Source organism: Porphyrobacter sp. MBR-49, assembly GCF_053628655.1.
Map to the genome: position 1 here is coordinate 1 of NZ_JBRJGU010000013.1, position 15,007 is coordinate 15,007.

General features: G+C 61.1%; 22 protein-coding genes. 9 read left to right on the plus strand and 13 right to left on the minus strand.

Translation table 11 applies throughout. The features are described from left to right. Positions 1-82: 82 nt before the first annotated feature. The 5 genes from ACSSV3_RS14350 to ACSSV3_RS14370 form a co-directional block, all read right to left on the minus strand. Positions 83-529, minus strand: a complete 447-nt coding sequence (locus tag ACSSV3_RS14350; protein WP_354327064.1) for a TlpA disulfide reductase family protein — start codon at positions 527-529, stop codon at positions 83-85. Positions 530-596: 67 nt separating this feature from the next. Continuing rightward, positions 597-836: a thioredoxin family protein gene (locus ACSSV3_RS14355; RefSeq protein WP_354327065.1), complete on the minus strand. Its 240-nt coding sequence runs from the start codon at positions 834-836 to the stop codon at positions 597-599. A gap of 142 nt (positions 837-978) precedes the next feature. After that, the gene (locus ACSSV3_RS14360) at positions 979-1,581 is read right to left on the minus strand and encodes a MarR family winged helix-turn-helix transcriptional regulator (protein WP_354327068.1); all 603 of its coding nucleotides are present in this window, start codon (positions 1,579-1,581) and stop codon (positions 979-981) included. A gap of 93 nt (positions 1,582-1,674) precedes the next feature. After that, positions 1,675-2,112, minus strand: coding sequence for a hypothetical protein (locus ACSSV3_RS14365; protein ID WP_354327069.1), 438 nt, complete (start codon positions 2,110-2,112; stop codon positions 1,675-1,677). After that, positions 2,105-2,626, minus strand: coding sequence for a group III truncated hemoglobin (locus ACSSV3_RS14370; protein WP_354327071.1), 522 nt, complete (start codon positions 2,624-2,626; stop codon positions 2,105-2,107). The genes ACSSV3_RS14365 and ACSSV3_RS14370 overlap by 8 nt, the downstream gene beginning before the upstream one ends. Positions 2,627-2,706: 80 nt before the next feature. Here ACSSV3_RS14370 and ACSSV3_RS14375 point away from each other — a divergent pair, with 80 nt between their 5' ends. The 6 genes from ACSSV3_RS14375 (at position 2,707) to ACSSV3_RS14400 (ending at position 6,859) form a co-directional block, all read left to right on the plus strand. Further along, a complete protein-coding gene (locus ACSSV3_RS14375; protein ID WP_354327072.1) occupies positions 2,707-3,156 on the plus strand; it encodes an RrF2 family transcriptional regulator in 450 nt (149 codons plus the stop codon). A gap of 67 nt (positions 3,157-3,223) precedes the next feature. After that, positions 3,224-3,739, plus strand: coding sequence for a cupredoxin domain-containing protein (locus ACSSV3_RS14380; RefSeq protein ID WP_354327074.1), 516 nt, complete (start codon positions 3,224-3,226; stop codon positions 3,737-3,739). A gap of 16 nt (positions 3,740-3,755) precedes the next feature. Continuing rightward, on the plus strand, positions 3,756-5,210 hold the full coding sequence (locus tag ACSSV3_RS14385; protein ID WP_354327075.1) for a cbb3-type cytochrome c oxidase subunit I: 1,455 nt from the start codon (positions 3,756-3,758) through the stop codon (positions 5,208-5,210). 4 nt (positions 5,211-5,214) lie between these two features. Further along, positions 5,215-5,817 carry an SCO family protein gene (locus tag ACSSV3_RS14390; protein ID WP_354327077.1) on the plus strand — a complete coding sequence of 201 codons (603 nt, stop codon included), beginning with the start codon at positions 5,215-5,217 and terminating at the stop codon, positions 5,815-5,817. After that, positions 5,814-6,404 (plus strand): hypothetical protein, encoded by a 591-nt coding sequence (locus tag ACSSV3_RS14395; protein ID WP_354327078.1) that lies wholly within the window; start codon positions 5,814-5,816, stop codon positions 6,402-6,404. Before ACSSV3_RS14390 ends, ACSSV3_RS14395 begins: the two co-directional genes overlap by 4 nt. Then, complete coding sequence (locus ACSSV3_RS14400; protein ID WP_354327079.1) at positions 6,401-6,859, plus strand: c-type cytochrome; 459 nt, start codon at positions 6,401-6,403, stop codon at positions 6,857-6,859. Before ACSSV3_RS14395 ends, ACSSV3_RS14400 begins: the two co-directional genes overlap by 4 nt. A gap of 75 nt (positions 6,860-6,934) precedes the next feature. Here ACSSV3_RS14400 and ACSSV3_RS14405 read toward each other — a convergent pair whose 3' ends face one another. The 8 genes from ACSSV3_RS14405 to leuC all read right to left on the minus strand — a co-directional run bounded on the left by ACSSV3_RS14405 (position 6,935) and on the right by leuC (position 12,500). Then, positions 6,935-7,732: an NUDIX hydrolase gene (locus ACSSV3_RS14405; protein WP_354327080.1), complete on the minus strand. Its 798-nt coding sequence runs from the start codon at positions 7,730-7,732 to the stop codon at positions 6,935-6,937. Between the two features lie 397 nt (positions 7,733-8,129). Further along, positions 8,130-8,477 (minus strand): Grx4 family monothiol glutaredoxin, encoded by a 348-nt coding sequence (grxD, locus tag ACSSV3_RS14410; RefSeq protein ID WP_354327082.1) that lies wholly within the window; start codon positions 8,475-8,477, stop codon positions 8,130-8,132. A 42-nt stretch (positions 8,478-8,519) separates the two neighbouring features. Next, entirely contained in the window at positions 8,520-8,753 is a 234-nt protein-coding gene (locus tag ACSSV3_RS14415; protein ID WP_354327084.1) for a BolA/IbaG family iron-sulfur metabolism protein, read from the minus strand. Positions 8,754-8,778: 25 nt separating this feature from the next. Then, positions 8,779-9,102: a DUF1476 domain-containing protein gene (locus tag ACSSV3_RS14420; protein ID WP_354327085.1), complete on the minus strand. Its 324-nt coding sequence runs from the start codon at positions 9,100-9,102 to the stop codon at positions 8,779-8,781. Between the two features lie 86 nt (positions 9,103-9,188). After that, the gene (locus ACSSV3_RS14425; protein WP_354327087.1) at positions 9,189-10,187 is read right to left on the minus strand and encodes an NADPH:quinone oxidoreductase family protein; all 999 of its coding nucleotides are present in this window, start codon (positions 10,185-10,187) and stop codon (positions 9,189-9,191) included. A gap of 22 nt (positions 10,188-10,209) precedes the next feature. Then, on the minus strand, positions 10,210-10,809 hold the full coding sequence (gene leuD / locus ACSSV3_RS14430) for a 3-isopropylmalate dehydratase small subunit (RefSeq protein WP_354327096.1): 600 nt from the start codon (positions 10,807-10,809) through the stop codon (positions 10,210-10,212). Positions 10,810-10,822: 13 nt separating this feature from the next. Continuing rightward, positions 10,823-11,023: an isopropylmalate isomerase gene (locus ACSSV3_RS14435; protein ID WP_354327089.1), complete on the minus strand. Its 201-nt coding sequence runs from the start codon at positions 11,021-11,023 to the stop codon at positions 10,823-10,825. A gap of 31 nt (positions 11,024-11,054) precedes the next feature. Further along, positions 11,055-12,500: a 3-isopropylmalate dehydratase large subunit gene (leuC, locus tag ACSSV3_RS14440; protein ID WP_354327090.1), complete on the minus strand. Its 1,446-nt coding sequence runs from the start codon at positions 12,498-12,500 to the stop codon at positions 11,055-11,057. 127 nt (positions 12,501-12,627) lie between these two features. Between leuC and ACSSV3_RS14445 the strand changes: the two genes are divergently transcribed. The 3 genes from ACSSV3_RS14445 (at position 12,628) to ACSSV3_RS14455 (ending at position 14,864) form a co-directional block, all read left to right on the plus strand. After that, a complete protein-coding gene (locus ACSSV3_RS14445) occupies positions 12,628-13,044 on the plus strand; it encodes an acyl-CoA thioesterase (protein ID WP_354327091.1) in 417 nt (138 codons plus the stop codon). Positions 13,045-13,584: 540 nt separating this feature from the next. After that, complete coding sequence (locus tag ACSSV3_RS14450; protein WP_354327093.1) at positions 13,585-14,370, plus strand: fatty acid desaturase; 786 nt, start codon at positions 13,585-13,587, stop codon at positions 14,368-14,370. Beyond that, positions 14,367-14,864 carry a sterol desaturase family protein gene (locus ACSSV3_RS14455; protein ID WP_354327094.1) on the plus strand — a complete coding sequence of 166 codons (498 nt, stop codon included), beginning with the start codon at positions 14,367-14,369 and terminating at the stop codon, positions 14,862-14,864. The genes ACSSV3_RS14450 and ACSSV3_RS14455 overlap by 4 nt, the downstream gene beginning before the upstream one ends. The last annotated feature ends 143 nt before the right edge of the window (positions 14,865-15,007 follow it).

Below are 15,007 nucleotides of genomic sequence, written 5' to 3' on the forward strand. Positions count from 1 at the left end.
CAGCCATCCAAAGCCCTTCGTCTGGAAGGCGGACCCCGACGAAATCATCGCCGCACGTAACCGGGGGTTCCAAACGTTGGAGTCAATCCACTAGGTTCAGATCGTCGATGTGGCCGAAGTGGTGGGTAAAAAGCCCGCCATCGCGCGTATAGATGAGCGTCGTTGGCGTGCCGCGCATCTGATATGCCTGCATTGTCGCCGGTAGCCCGCCCGTACCCGCCGGATCATCAATCCCCACCGGAAAGGTGATGCGATATTCTTTCAGAAAGGCCGTCAGCGCTTCGCTGGTTCCTTGTGCCGTGTGGTGTTCGAACACACTGTGCAAGCCAACCACGGCAAGATCAGCTTCCTTGAACGCGGTGCGCACGCGCTGGAGCTGGGGAAGCGCGTGACTTACGCAACCCGGACACAACATCTGGAATGCGACCAGAATGACGGCGCGGCCTGAAAGCGCGGCAAGTGATAACGGCATGGCGGTGTTGAACCATTGCGCGACCTGCCAGTCTGGGGGATTGGATTTCGTGTTCATGAGTTCGCCCTGTTATTGCAGCGTCAGCGGCGACACCTTGTGCAGATGCCGCCGCTGGAGCGCGGGATTAATCGCCCTTCACCTGCGCCATCGTAGCGCCGTGGTTGACGTGGAATACATTCCCGTCGATCACGAAGGCAGGCACCGATTGAACGCCAGCCGTTTCGGCTTCGGCAATGCGTTCCGGGTTGTCGGCAAAATTCACGATTTCAACCGTATAGCGCGCAGGATCAAGCGCGTGGGCGAGATTCTGTTCTGCATCGACGCACACCGAACAACCGGCGTGATAGAATGTTGCAACGCTCATGATATTAGGACTCCTATGTATTATACGCGGGTTTTCACGCGCTTCGTTGCAGGCCGCCCGCCTGCGGGGATCAGTATCGCTCTCCTTGCGGAGGCAGCGATGGTTCAATCAGGTTTCTACGGTCGCGCCAGCGCCCGCAGCTTTATGCCGGTTCCAAATCGGCGGACATGATATGATCCGGGCAATCCAGCATCATGCCCAATGGGCCGATGGGCTGATCAAGATACCGGCAATGGTGCGGCAGTTTTGCGTCATCATGCCGACACCGTTCAAACTGGCTGCAGGTCAAACACATGCGCTGGATCGGCACTTCACCGCCGCGTTGGAGGGTGGCTATGGTTTGCGCCAATGCTGCAAACAGGCTCGCACGCCTATGCTGGGGGACAGCCGCAGTAACAGCGGCATGGCCGCTCAACAGGCGAGAAACCAGTTGCGCGCCCTGCTTTGTCGGGGTGAGGCGCTGGGCTCTGCGATCACCAGGATCCGGCGCGCGTTCAAGCAGTTGTTTGGCGACCAGAGACCCCGCCGCATCGCTGGCGGTGGGTTGGGATACGCCGATTTGCGCTGCGGCTTTGGTCAGGCGGATACCATCGGTGCGCGCTGCGGCAAGTTCGAGAATCGCGATCTGGGTCGGCGTCAGGCCATATTGCTCTGCGATTGCCCACTGCTTCTTCCGGGCATAGGCCGCGATCCGTTCCAGCCCAAAGCTGATTTGCGCGTCGAGAAGGCTGCCATCATTATGCATCGTAGTCCTATGCATATAATTTGAGAGCAAGTCAACGCCACGTCGACGTAGCCGCAGTTAAGGCACGCCGTAGGACATTATTGCCGCGCTACGTTACGTTACGATCACGACGATCAGCAAGATCCCAATCCCGAACACGACGAGTGCGAGCGGGATGGCCAGAACCTGCCCGGCAACGGCGGATGAACTCATCGGCCCGGTCCAGGTTTGCAACGGCTTACCCTGCGCCAGCGGCGATGGCTTTTCATGGCCCTTGATCGAGGACAGGACGGTGGCGACGCCAAAATACATGGCTGTGTAGAGCATCGAAACGACGATGGCGAAGACAGCTCTGCCCCCGCTTCCGGTTGCCAGCGTAACGGTCAGGAAAAATATCGCATAACACCCCAGCATCGCGCCCCATATCCACGCAGGAAACTGGAAACCGTGCTGCACCCCGCTGGTTTCATGGTCGGGCGGAAGCGGTTTGTCAGGCGACATGTCGGCAACCGCTTCGATGTCCCCTATCACAGGGCTGTGATCATCAAGCATGGGGCAATTCCTTTCCAGCGCGAGCACCGCCGATGCCGCGACGATTGACTTCGATGCCGGTCAGCAGGCTGTCGGCGATCATTCTGGCCTTGTCAGCCACCAGCCAGGTGGCTTGGGTGGAGGTTTCGATATCGGACAGGGTGGCGTAGAACAGCGCGAGCCAGTGTTCGAAATGGCGGCTTTCCAGACGCGGAATGGCCATGTGTTTGACCATCGGATTGCCCGAAAATTCACCGCTATTGTGCAGGATCGATCGCCAGAAGCGGTTCATTTTATCGAGATGTTGAGGCCAGTCCGTAATCCTCTGCAAAAAGATCGGGCCGAGCAGCTCGTCGGCTCTGATGCGAGCATAAAAACGCTCGACAAGAAGGGCGATGAACTCGGAATCAATCCCCAGTGATTCTGCTTCTTCCCGCTTGGCCTCGCGCGTACGCCGCGCATGGTCGCTTACCGGAGGCCTTGCCCCTGAGCCTGCATATGAGTCTGTACGTGCGTCAGCACCAGACTGTTCCATGACATATCCCATAAAGACGTATATGAAATACCTCTATTTCATTCCTTGAGACGAAAAGCAATATCTCATATACGCCATTGATGCATTTGAGCCTGCAAACCGATTACGCCTTGCGCATCCTGATGGCCCTGTCGTCGTTTGGGGAGCAGATGTCGGTCGAAGGTATCGCGCGCCGCTATGGCATCTCCCGCAACCATCTGGCCAAAGTCGCACACCGGCTACAGGCGCTCGAACTCGTGCAGGCGACGCGTGGCAGGGGCGGCGGTCTCAGGCTGGCAAAGCCTGCTGAGGAGATCAATGTTGGCGCGGTTGTTCGGTCGATGGAAAGTCTCGACAGCTTCGTCGAATGCATGCAGGCAAGTTCAAACACTTGTCCTGTGGTGGGCGCCTGCGGCTTGCAGGGTGCGTTATCCCGCGCGCTTGCCGATTTTCTGCTCCGTCTAGACCAGTATCAACTGTCAGACCTGACGCCGCATCGAGAGCGGTTTGCAGCATTGCTGGGCGAACTGCCGGTGGATTCCTCACCCTGATTTGATTTGACAGCTGACGCTTGCAAACCGTATTAATGCATTTGAAATGCGTTAATAGGAGCGGGCGATGCCAATCCAATCTGGTGTGCTGTTGATCAGCCTGGTGTTGATGGCAGTGATTGCAGGGCTCTTTATCAGCGCTGTTCGCGCCAGCCGCAAACCTGATACCGGCGCTCCGCGTGAAGCTGTGCGAACGCGCTTCATTTATGCCTTGCTGGCGGTTGGGGTCATCGTCACTGCCGTATCATTGCGGCCATGGCCGCATGCCATCAGCGCTGCTAATGGGCCAAGCGCCACCGTCAACGTGACCGGGGCGATGTGGTATTGGGAAATTGATCGTGAAACCGTGCCGCTTGGCGTGCCGGTCATCTTCAACGCCCGCACGACCGACGTCACCCATGGTTTCGGGGTAATGGACAGTCAGGATCGCCTGCTGTTCCAGACTCAGGCGATGCCGGGATATGTGAATCAGGTTGAACACGTGTTCCGCCAGCCCGGAGTCTATCGCGTCGTCTGTATGGAATATTGCGGAGTCGCGCACCACGCGATGACCAATGAATTCACGGTCGCGGCCGCAAACTGAAACGGAGGGCAGGACGATGGACAACAACTCTGCGCAAAGGTTGCCCGGCCCACAGGCTGGCGCAGTCAAATTCACCATGTTGCTGGCGGGTGTTGTGCTGCTGCTGATGATGATCTTCGGCTTTGTCATGCGTGCGGCGCAGGGCAATCTGATCGATCTCGATCCGGCTATGTTCTATCAATTGCTCACCGCGCATGGGGCGGGCATGGTGGGAACCGCCGGGCTGACCGGGGCGGCCATTCTGTGGTATTTCATGGGGCGTTACGTGCCGCTGGCGCGCGGGGTGTTCTGGGCTTTTCTCGGCCTGTTCCTGCTCGGCGTGGTTTTGATCCTTGGCGCAATTTTCATCGGCGGCTATGCTGGCGCGTGGACGTTTCTGTTCCCGCTCCCGGCGAATAGTGGCGGGGTTTGGGGAACGGATGCGGCGGCTGCTTTCCTGCTCGGCTACGTCGCTATCGGGGTTGCATTTCTGCTGCTCTATCTCGAAGTCGGGCGCAAGCTGATCGCGCGCTATGGCGGCATCGGCGGGGCGCTGGCCTGGCCGCTGGTGATGGGCAAGGGCACGGTAGAAGATGCGCCGCCGCCCGCTGTCGTGGCGGCGATGGCAACCACGATCTTCAACACCATCGGCACGGTGGTTGGCGCGGCGGTTCTCGCCAGCAGCCTCGTCAATCTCTATTTCCCTGAATTCAAGGTCGATGCCTTGCTGGCCAAGAACATGATCTATTTCTTCGGCCATGTGTTCATCAACGCCAGCATCTACATGGCGGTGATCGCGGTTTACGAAATCATCCCGGAATATACCGGCACCCCTTGGAAAACGACGCGCATTTTTGCCGTAGCATGGTCGCTGGTGTTGCTGTTTGTCATGGCGGTCTATCCGCACCATCTGTTGCAGGACACGGTCATGCCCGCATGGTCGCTGGCGATGGGCCAGATTGTTTCCTACCTGTCGGGCATTCCGTTGCTCGCGGTGACGGCCTTCTCTCTGATCGTCTATCTGCGCAAGGCCAATGCCATGCGCTGGGATCTGGCCTCGGCGCTGCTGGTTCTGGGGGTTGCGGGCTGGTCGGTGGGGTCGGTACCGGCGATCATCGACGGCATGATTTCGGTCAACAAGGTGATGCACAACACTCAGTGGGTTCCGGGACATTTTCACACCTATCTCATTTTGGGTGAGGTGGCGATGAGCTTTGGCTTCATGATGTGGCTCATCGGTAAGCCGGAGCACAAGGCTGCCGGCGGCTTCAATTGGGCGGCATTCAGCGCCTATGTTCTCGGCGGAACAGGATTTACGCTGATGTTCCTAGTTTCAGGTGCGCTGTCGGTGCCGCGCCGCTGGGCGGTGCATGCGCCGGAATGGGTGCTGCAAAGCCAGATCGCCACGGGCTTTGCCCTGCTCGTTATCCTGGGCGCGGCGATGTTTGTGCTGCGCTATCTGCTGGGGCTGAAAAACTCGTCGGGGCGGTGATGCGATGCAGGCGCTGCTGGCATCGCTGTTGGTTGTTGCTGCCGGGGGCGGGCTGCTGTGGCAGGCAACCGATGGCGGGCAGGCGCTGACAGCGGAAAGCGCGCGGCGTCTCGCGGTTCAGCGCGCACCGCAGCCGGTTTCGCCCTTTGCGCTGGAAACCATGTCAGGCGCATCGGCCACAATCCCTGATGCCCGCGGCAAAGTGGCTCTCGTTGAGTTCATCTACACCACCTGTCCGACGCTGTGCCAGTCAGCCGGGGCCGACATGTTCCGGCTGGGAAACAGGGTCAGGAAAGCCGGGCTTGCTGATCGGGTCACGCTGATGTCGGTCAGTTTCGATCCCGAATTCGATACGGTCGAACGGATGGAATCCTATGGGGAGCGGCATGATGCCGACGACGCGCTGTGGACCATCGCGCGCCCGCGACCGGAAGTGCTCCCGCAAATACTGAGCGACTTCGGCGTGATCGCCATCCCTGACCGGATGGGCGGCTATACCCACAATGTTGCGGTTCATGTGGTGACGGCTGATGGCAAGCTGGCCGCAATCCACGACACTGGTGATTTCGAAGGGATTATTGCCGCCGCACGAAAGGCCGTGCGATGAAGCGTCGCCTGCGACCGGGCTTGGCCGCCATCATCATGCTTTCCTGCCTATTAGGGAACCGCGCGCTTGAGGCTGATCCCGTGCTGCACGTGCTGGTGCAACTGCCCATGCTCGGCCTCTGCGGCGTATTGCTCTCACCGCGCTGCGAATGGCGCTGGGCGCAGGGCGGGTTTGCGCCATTGCTGGCCGCCCTGTTCGGCATTGCCTTCTGGATGCTGCCCCGCTCGATCGATGGCGCGGTGAGTTTTCCATTGATGACACTGGCAAAGTTTCTGTCGGTCCCGTTGATCGGGGCCCTTCTCGCGATTGGCTGGCGGCAAGCGCACGCCTTGTTGCGCGGTTTCCTGAAAGCCCAGGCCGTTTCGATGGCGGGGTTCATGGCCTTCCTGTTCACTCATTCGCCGGTTCGATTGTGCAACAATTATCTGATCGATGACCAGTGGCGGCTGGGCTTCGGCTTCCTGTTCCTCGCCATCGGCCTCGCCATGGCATGGACGATCCCGCTGCTTTTCAACGCGCGGCCACGCGCATTGCCGCTTACCCGCACAAAATCCATGACGCCCGTTCAATCAGGAACTTCCACATGAGACGCATATTTGCCCCGCTTTTCGCACTGACCTTCGCACTTGCTGCCTGCGGGAAGAGCGCCGACGCACCGGATACCTCAAGCACGACGCAGACCGATCCTGTCGCTGCTGCACCAGCGCAAGCCCCCGAACCCGCTACTGCTGCGGCTAACGATCCCGTAGCCCACGGCAAAACTCTCTTCGCCCGATGCGCGGCGTGCCACAGCATCGCACCCGGCAAGAACGGCCTGGGCCCATCGCTTCATGCAATTACGGGCAAGGCTTCGGCATCGCTGGCTGGTTTTGCCTATTCCCCGGCGATGCAGTCCGCCAATCTCACGTGGGATGATGCGACCCTGTCAGCCTATCTCGAAAATCCGCAGGGTCTGGTCAAAGGCAACCGGATGGCGTTTGCCGGGTTGAAGAATCCGCAGGATCGCGCCGATTTGATCGCCTACCTCCACACGCTGCAATGACGAGCGGTAAAGCCGCCGAAAGTCTGCACAGAATGCCACTAGGGGCTGGGCATTTGGGGTGTGCAAGGCGACGCCTCATCCCCGCGCCACGTTCTCCAGCAATTCTGCTGTCACCGGATAACCGGCATCGCTCAGGATCGTGAGCCACGGCTGGCCTTCGCGTTCGACCACTTGCGGCATGATCGTCCTGACCGGGATCGCTTCGGCCTGGGCCTTGGCTTCCTCGAATGATGCAAACAGCGCGAGCCGTTCCAGATTGCGGCGGGTGGGGAAGATCAGCTTGATCTCGCCGCGTTCCGCCGCGTCCAGCGCGCCTTGGGCGGATGTCCAGAACAGGTGCGTGTTTTCGGCATGGTCAATCGATACATCGACCGCGCCGGTGCCGAGATTGGCGAGGTAGAAGCGCGTGTCATAAACGCGCGGGATGTGTTCGTTCTTGGGAAACCAGCGCGCGAAAGGCGTGATTTGCGACAGGTCGAGGCTCCAGCCGAACGCCTCCAGCACCGGGGCAAGCGCGCCCACCTCGGCCAGCATCGCCCGCGCCTGCGCAGCACGTTCGGCATTGATGTTTCCTGCAAGGCCCAGCGCCAGCCCGGTTTCCTCGAGCGTTTCGCGCACCGCCGCGATTTGATGCGCGGCTTCGTCTGGCGTCATGCCGCCGCCTGCCGCTACCGCTTCGCCCAGTGCAAAGTCCGCCGGGTCGACCCGCCCGCCGGGGAACACCGCCATTCCGCCTGCGAAGGTCATGTTGCGTGAACGCACCGTCATGAGCACTTCTGGCATCAGCACTTCCGGCGCGCTGCCCAGTGGGGCATTGCGGAAGATGATGATGGTTGCGGCGGGGATGCCCTGAGGGCGGGAATCGGTGGTCATCGCGGCAAAGCATGGCCCTGTGGCAAGCGCTTGCCAAGGGGCAAAGGGTGTCTCTGCCGATTTGGCCGAGAGGTGTCGGGATGGTTTACAATTTGCTTCGCAGCGAACGGTCAGGCAATCAGAGAAACGTGAGAATACTGCGCTTTTTCAAGTTTGGCACGCGCTGTGCATAACGATTACTGTCTCAATGGTCTTCAATGAGAGGCGCATCCTTCCTGGTCTCCGGATCGTGCCTCCCCAAAATAAAAACCGCCCCGCACTGGTCCTGCGGGGCGGTTTTTCGTTGGGAGAACATTTCTGCTTTGCCCTCAGGCGCCGGGCGCAACGCGTCCGCGCTGCTTGGCTCTCGGCCTGACCGGCCGGCGCGCAGTCGCGCTTGCGGCCCCTTGGGCCGAAATCAATCCCGATCGTTTCCGGCTACTTTTGCGTCATTACCGATCTTATCCATCAGCTGCTGCAATTCGCCCGCTTCGAACATTTCCATCATGATGTCGCTGCCGCCGACGAATTCGCCCTTCACGTAAAGCTGCGGGATCGTTGGCCAATCGGAAAAGCTCTTGATCGCCTGACGGATTTCCATGTCCTGCAGCACGTCAACGCTTTCATAGGCGACCCCGCAATGGTCGAGGATCGCAATCGCGCGGCTGGAAAACCCGCATTGCGGGAACAGCGGCGTGCCTTTCATGAACAACACGACATCATTGCTGGTGACGAGATCGGAAATGCGGGAATTGGCGTCAGACATGTTGCGGGCAGCCCTGATATGAGGTTCAAAGTATGGTGCGGTTTACGTGGGGACCACGGTGGTTACTTGCAAGGCGTGCAGTTCGCCGCCCATGCGCCCGCCGAATGCGGCATAGACCAGCTTGTGCTGGGCAACGCGGCTTAATCCAGCGAATTGCGGCGCGGTGACGGTCGCCGCCCAGTGATCATTATCCCCGGCCAGATCGGTCAATTCCACGCGCGCGCCGGGCAGGGCGGTCATGATCGCGTCTTCGATGGCAGCAGCGGTCATCGGCATGGCGTGCTCTCCCCGATGCGCAAGATCACACTTCGCCGAGCAGCTGGCGGCGTGCCTCGACTGTCATTTCGTCAAGCTTTACGCGGATTTCGGCATCCGAAACATTGGTATCGGCGGCGGTGAGATCGCCCAGTAGTTTGCGGATCACATCTTCGTCGCCCGCTTCCTCGAAATCGGCCTGCACCACCGCCTTGCAATAGGCGTCGGCTTCTTCGGGGGTCAGCTTCATCAGACCCGCGGCCCATTCGCCCAGCAAGCGGTTGCGGCGCGCAGCGATGCGGAAGGCGGTTTCGCCGTCCAGCGCGAACTTGGCTTCTTCGGCGCGTTCGCGGTCTTTGAAATCGGTCATGTGAGTGTCCCTTCGCAAGCGGATGCAATGTGTAGGATATAGGGGGCAGGCCACGGCTTCAAGCGGCAAGCCGCCCGCGTGGGCCGCTATTCCATGGTGACGACGAGCTTGCCCACCGCCTCACGGTTTTCCAGCTTGGCGATGGCATCGCCCGCGCGCGCGAGCGGGAAGGTTTCGGATACCAGCGGATCGATTGTGCCCGCCTTCATCAGCGCGAACAGTTCATCCACCTGCGCGCGGAACGCTTCGGGTTCGCGCGCGGTGAAGGCACCCCAGAACACGCCGCAGATGTCGCAGCTTTTGAGCAGGGTCAGGTTCAGCGGCATCTTGGCGATCCCGGCGGGGAAGCCGACCACCAGAAAGCGGCCCTCCCACGCAATGGCGCGCAGTGCGGGTTCGGAATATTGCCCGCCGACAATGTCATAGACGATGTTTGCGCCATCGGGGCCGCACGCCGCCTTGAAGGCTGCGGCAAGCGCCTTCGACGCATCCTTGTCCATGTCGCCGCGCGGGTAGATCACCACCTCGTCCGCCCCGGCCTTGCGGGCGACTTCGCCCTTGGCTTCGGACGAGACAGCGGCAACCACGCGCGCGCCGAACGCCTTGGCCAGTTCCACCGCCGACAGGCCAACCCCGCCCGCCGCACCAAGGATCAACACGGTGTCGCCCGCCTTGATATGACCGCGATCCTTCAGCCCGTGGATGGTGGTGCCATAGGTCATCAGCAGGCTGGCGGCCTTTTCAAACGGCACGCCATCGGGAACCGGGAACATCCGGCCCGCAGGCACGACGACCTTTTCGGCCAGCCCGCCATTACCAATCCCCGCCATCACCCGGTCACCCACGGCAACGCCTGTCACGCCTTGGCCCACCGCCTCGATCACCCCGGAAATTTCGCCGCCGGGAGAGAAGGGACGCTGCGGTTTGAACTGATACAGGTCGCGGATGATCAGCGTGTCGGGATAGTTGATCGCGCAGGCCTTGACCGCGACCAATACTTCGCCAGCGCCGGGGGTGGGCGCGTCAATCTCGTCGAGGGTCAGCGTTTCAGGGCCACCGGTGGTGTGGCTGCGGATGGCTTTCATGATTGTCTCTCCCTTGGAATTGTCAGATCGCGGTGCCGCGCATCAACCATGGCTGATCGCTGGTGCGGGCCGCTTCGAAAGCACCAATCGCCGTGCCGCGCGCCATTGTCAGGGCGATTTCGTCAAGCCCGCCCAGCAGGCAATCGCGGCGAAACGGATCGAGCGTGAAGGCAAAACGATCCTGATAGGGCGTCGTCACGGTCTGGGTTTCCAGATCGACGGTGATCGGTTCGCCCTGCCGTGCGACTTCCATCAGGCGGTCAACCGCATCCTGCGGCAGAACCACGGGCAGAATCCCGTTCTTGACCGCGTTGCCCGAAAAGATGTCGGAGAAACTCGGCGCAATCACCACCCGGATGCCGAGATCGCCCAGCGCCCAGGCGGCGTGTTCGCGGCTTGACCCGCAGCCGAAATTGTCGCCCGCGATCAGGATCGGCGACCCGGAATAGGCGGGATCGTCAATCACATTACCGGGTTCGGCCCGCAGCGTTTCAAACGCGCCCGCGCCCAGCCCTTCGCGGCTAATGGTCTTGAGCCATTTGGCCGGAATGATGATGTCGGTATCGACATTCTTGAGGCCAAGCGGGATAGCGGCGCCATCGACGCGGTTAAGCGGGTGCATCAGTGCCTCGTCCTCAGTCGGTTTCGGGCGGCTCACCCGAGGGGATCTTGCCGGGCTGAGTTGGTTCATTCGGCTTTTTCTTGGCGGCAAACTTGCGCCCTGCATACAGCAGCGCCGCAGCCACCGCTGCTGAACCAATCGCCGCCGCGCCGATGGCGGCCCGGTTGCTGGTAGCGTTGCCGGAGGGTTTCTTCGGGGTTTTCTTATCGGTCATGGAATATCCATGCGCCTTGCGCGGGCGCGTTTCAAGGGTTTGACGTCACACCAAGCAAGCGCACATCGGCCAGCCGCCCGGTGACAGCGGCAGCCGCCGCCATGGCGGGCGAGACGAGATGGGTGCGCGCGCCGGGGCCTTGGCGGCCAACGAAATTGCGGTTGCTGGTCGAAGCGCAGCGTTCGCCCGGCGGAACTTTGTCGGGGTTCATCCCCAGGCAGGCCGAACAGCCCGGTTCGCGCCATTCGAACCCGGCGGCGGTGAAGATGCGGTCGAGCCCTTCGTCCTCGGCCTGCGCTTTCACCAGACCCGATCCCGGCACCACGATTGCCCAGCGCACATTGTCCGCCTTGCGCCGGCCTTTCAGCACCGCAGCTGCGGCGCGCAGGTCTTCGATCCGGCTATTGGTGCAAGACCCGATGAACACGTTTTCGATTGGCACATCGGTCATTGCAGTGCCGGGGGTGAGGCCCATGTAATCGAGGCTTTTCTGCACCGCGACGCGTTTGGATTCGTCAGCGAAGTCATCGGGCGAGGGCACGCGCCCGCCAATCGCCACCACGTCTTCGGGGCTGGTGCCCCATGTCACGCTGGGTTCGACAGTGGCGGCATCGATCACCACGCTTTTATCGAACAGCGCGCCGTCATCCGAATGGAGCGTGCGCCAGTATGCGACGGCGGCATCCCATTGTGCCCCCGCAGGTGCCATCGGGCGGCCTTTGAGATAGGCGAAAGTCACGTCATCGGGTGCGATCAGCCCGGCGCGCGCGCCTGCCTCGATGCTCATGTTGCACACGGTCAGCCGCTGCTCGATGCTCATGCGTTCGAACACCGCCCCGCGATATTCGATCACATAGCCGCTGCCGCCCGCCGCCCCGATCTGACCGATGATGTGCATGATCAGGTCTTTGGCGGTCACGCCGGGGCCAAGATCGCCGTTTACGCGCACTTCCATCGATTTGGATTGCTGCAACAACAGCGTCTGCGTTGCCAGCACGTGTTCAACCTCGCTGGTGCCGATCCCGAAGGCGAGCGCGCCCAAGCCGCCGTGGCAGGCGGTGTGCGAATCGCCGCAGACGATGGTGGTTCCGGGCAGCGAGAACCCCTGTTCGGGGCCGACCACATGGACGATTCCCTGTTCCTTCGCCGTCGCCGGGATGTAGCGGATGCCAAATTCGGGTGCGTTGCGTTCAAGCGCGGCGAGCTGCGCGGCGCTTTCCGGATCGGCAATTGGCAGCACCACGCCATTCGCATCACGGCGCGGCGTGGTGGGCAGATTGTGATCGGGCACCGCCAGCGTCAGTTCGGGCCGCCGCACCGGCCGTCCGGCCACCCGCAACCCCTCAAACGCTTGAGGACTGGTCACTTCGTGCACCAGATGCCGGTCAATATAAATCAGCGCGGTGCCATCATCGCGGGTTTCAACTACGTGCGCGTCCCAGATTTTTTCGTATAGCGTGCGCGGGCGGCTGGCCATGATTGTGTCCATCGGGTTGGGGTAAGTGCCCCGTCCTTACCCATGATTGTCGAGCCGTGGCAAGATTGCGGCGATTTTTGGGCAATGGTTGGTGGAAATTGTAATAATTCTCCGCTAGCTTACAGCCATGTCAGCAATCCTTCCCTCAGCATCCGCGTTTGTCCACCCGATCAAGGTTGAGGCGGCGGATATCGATTTCATGGGCCACGTGAACAACGCGCGCTACCTCAACTGGGTGCAGGATGCGGTGCTGGCGCATTGGAACAATCTGGCCCCGGCCGAAGACGTGGCGAGCAAGGCGTGGGTCGCATTGAAGCACGAGATTACCTACCGCAAGCCTGCGTTTCTGGAAGATGACGTGATCGCGCATCCCGTGCTCGAACGCTTCAACGGCGCGCGCGCGTTCTATTCCACGCTGATCAAGCGCGGCGAGGAAGTGCTGGCCGAAGTGCAATCAAGCTGGTGCTGCATCGACGCCGAAACCCTGCGCCCGGCGCGCATCGGCGAACACCTGCGCGCGTTTTTCTTTCCGCAAGGGGAGTGAGGCCGGGGCAGGGCGGTTTCATACGAAACCCGCTTGCGCCGGAATGGCAGATATTGCGCCCGCGAGGTAAGGCGGCTGTTCGGGAAGCGACGCCGTTGCGGTTGTTCCCTTTCTACGTCTTCCCGGGCTTGACCCGGGATCCCGCTTCTTCTTCCCATCCGATGGCCGGATAAGGAAGGCAGCGGGATTCCGGATCCAGTCCGGGGCGACGATAACGGGTAGTTAAATCCACCCAACCCCGATCATTCCCAGCAGCACGGTGCAATGCCAAAACCTGCCATTATCCGTCATCCCAGCGAAAGCTGGGTTCTCAAGCGGTGAGCACTGCCATTTGCGGCCCTAGGCCCCAGCTTGCGCTGGGGTGACGATGGACGCGGGTTGGTGCTCTCCCACTACTCGCGGCGATAAGTTGCCCTGACCCTGATCCCGGGGCGACGATTGAAGACACCGGCGCAAGCCCACTCCCACGAAACGCAATTGCGCCGCCGCGCAGGGCTTCTATACGAGACCGCATGACGGGTTTGGGCGTATCTGTTTAATATGAAACTGCATGGCACCCCTTTCGCGCGTGCGCGGCAGAGCGCGGTTGGGCTGGTGCTGGGCGCGGCTATCGCCGGGGGCTGGCTGGGTTTGCACGCCTATGCGATGTTCGTGTTTGAACTCACCTGGAGCAATTGGCCCTTCGCGCTGGCGCTGGCGGCGGTGCAATGCTGGCTTTCGGTCGGGGTGTTCATCGTCTGCCACGATGCGATGCACGGCAGCCTGATGCCGGGCAGGCCGCGCTGCAATGCGACCATCGGTGCGGTGTTGCTGGCGCTCTATGCGGGCTTTGGCTGGAAGCAGCTGCGCGATGCACATTTTGCCCATCACAGGCTGGCGGGGCGCGCGGGCGATCCTGATTTTGATGAGCATCACCCCGATGATTTTATGCGCTGGTATGCCACGTTTTTCCGGCGTTACTTCGGCTGGCGATCGATCCTGTATGTCCACACCGTGGTGGGTATTTACTGGCTGGTGATCGGGATTCCGATGGCGCAAATCGTGCTGCTCTATGGCCTGCCCGCGCTCGCATCATCATTGCAGCTATTCTACTTCGGCACCTTCCGCCCGCACCGCCACCGCGCGGGGGAAGACGCGGCGAGCTTTGCTGATCGCCACAACACCCGCAGCGACGATTTCGGCACGCTTCTCAGCCTCGCCACCTGCTTTCATTTCGGCTATCATCTGGAACATCACCGCCGCCCCGATGTGCCGTGGTGGGCGCTGCCCGCTGCGCGACGGGCCGGGGCGGCGCAGGTTGAATTGGCTGAAAAGGTGCCCGCATGAGCTGGCTCGAAATCACACTCACCGTGCTGTCCTCGCTGATCGGGATGGAATTGTTCGCGTGGTATGCCCACAAATACATCATGCACGGCTGGGGCTGGGGCTGGCACCGCGATCATCACGAACCGCATGATAATGCTCTGGAAAAGAACGATCTGTTCGCGGTGGTGTTTGGAACGATCAATGCAGCCATGTATATTGTCGGCTCGCTTTACTGGGACTGGTTGTGGTGGTTTGCGGTCGGGATCACGCTGTATGGGGTGATCTACACGTTGGTGCATGATGGGCTGGTGCATCAGCGCTATTGGAACTGGGTGCCGCGCAAGGGCTATGCCAAGCGGCTGGTGCAGGCGCATAAGCTGCACCATGCGACCATCGGCAAGGAAGGCGGGGTCAGCTTCGGCTTTGTCTTCGCGCGCGATCCGGCGAAACTGAAGGCTGAGTTGAAGGCGCAGAAGGAAGCCGGGGTCGCGGTAGTGCGGGACGCGGCTGTTTGACCCCTTCAGGCTCCCGCTTGACCCCCTCTAGACCCTGTCTAGACCCCCTCTAGTGGATTGACCGGAACGAAAGAGTCCATTTAGGGATTCCCAGAGGCTTGCCGACGTGCGATTCAGGGAGGATGCGCGATGGTATCACTTTC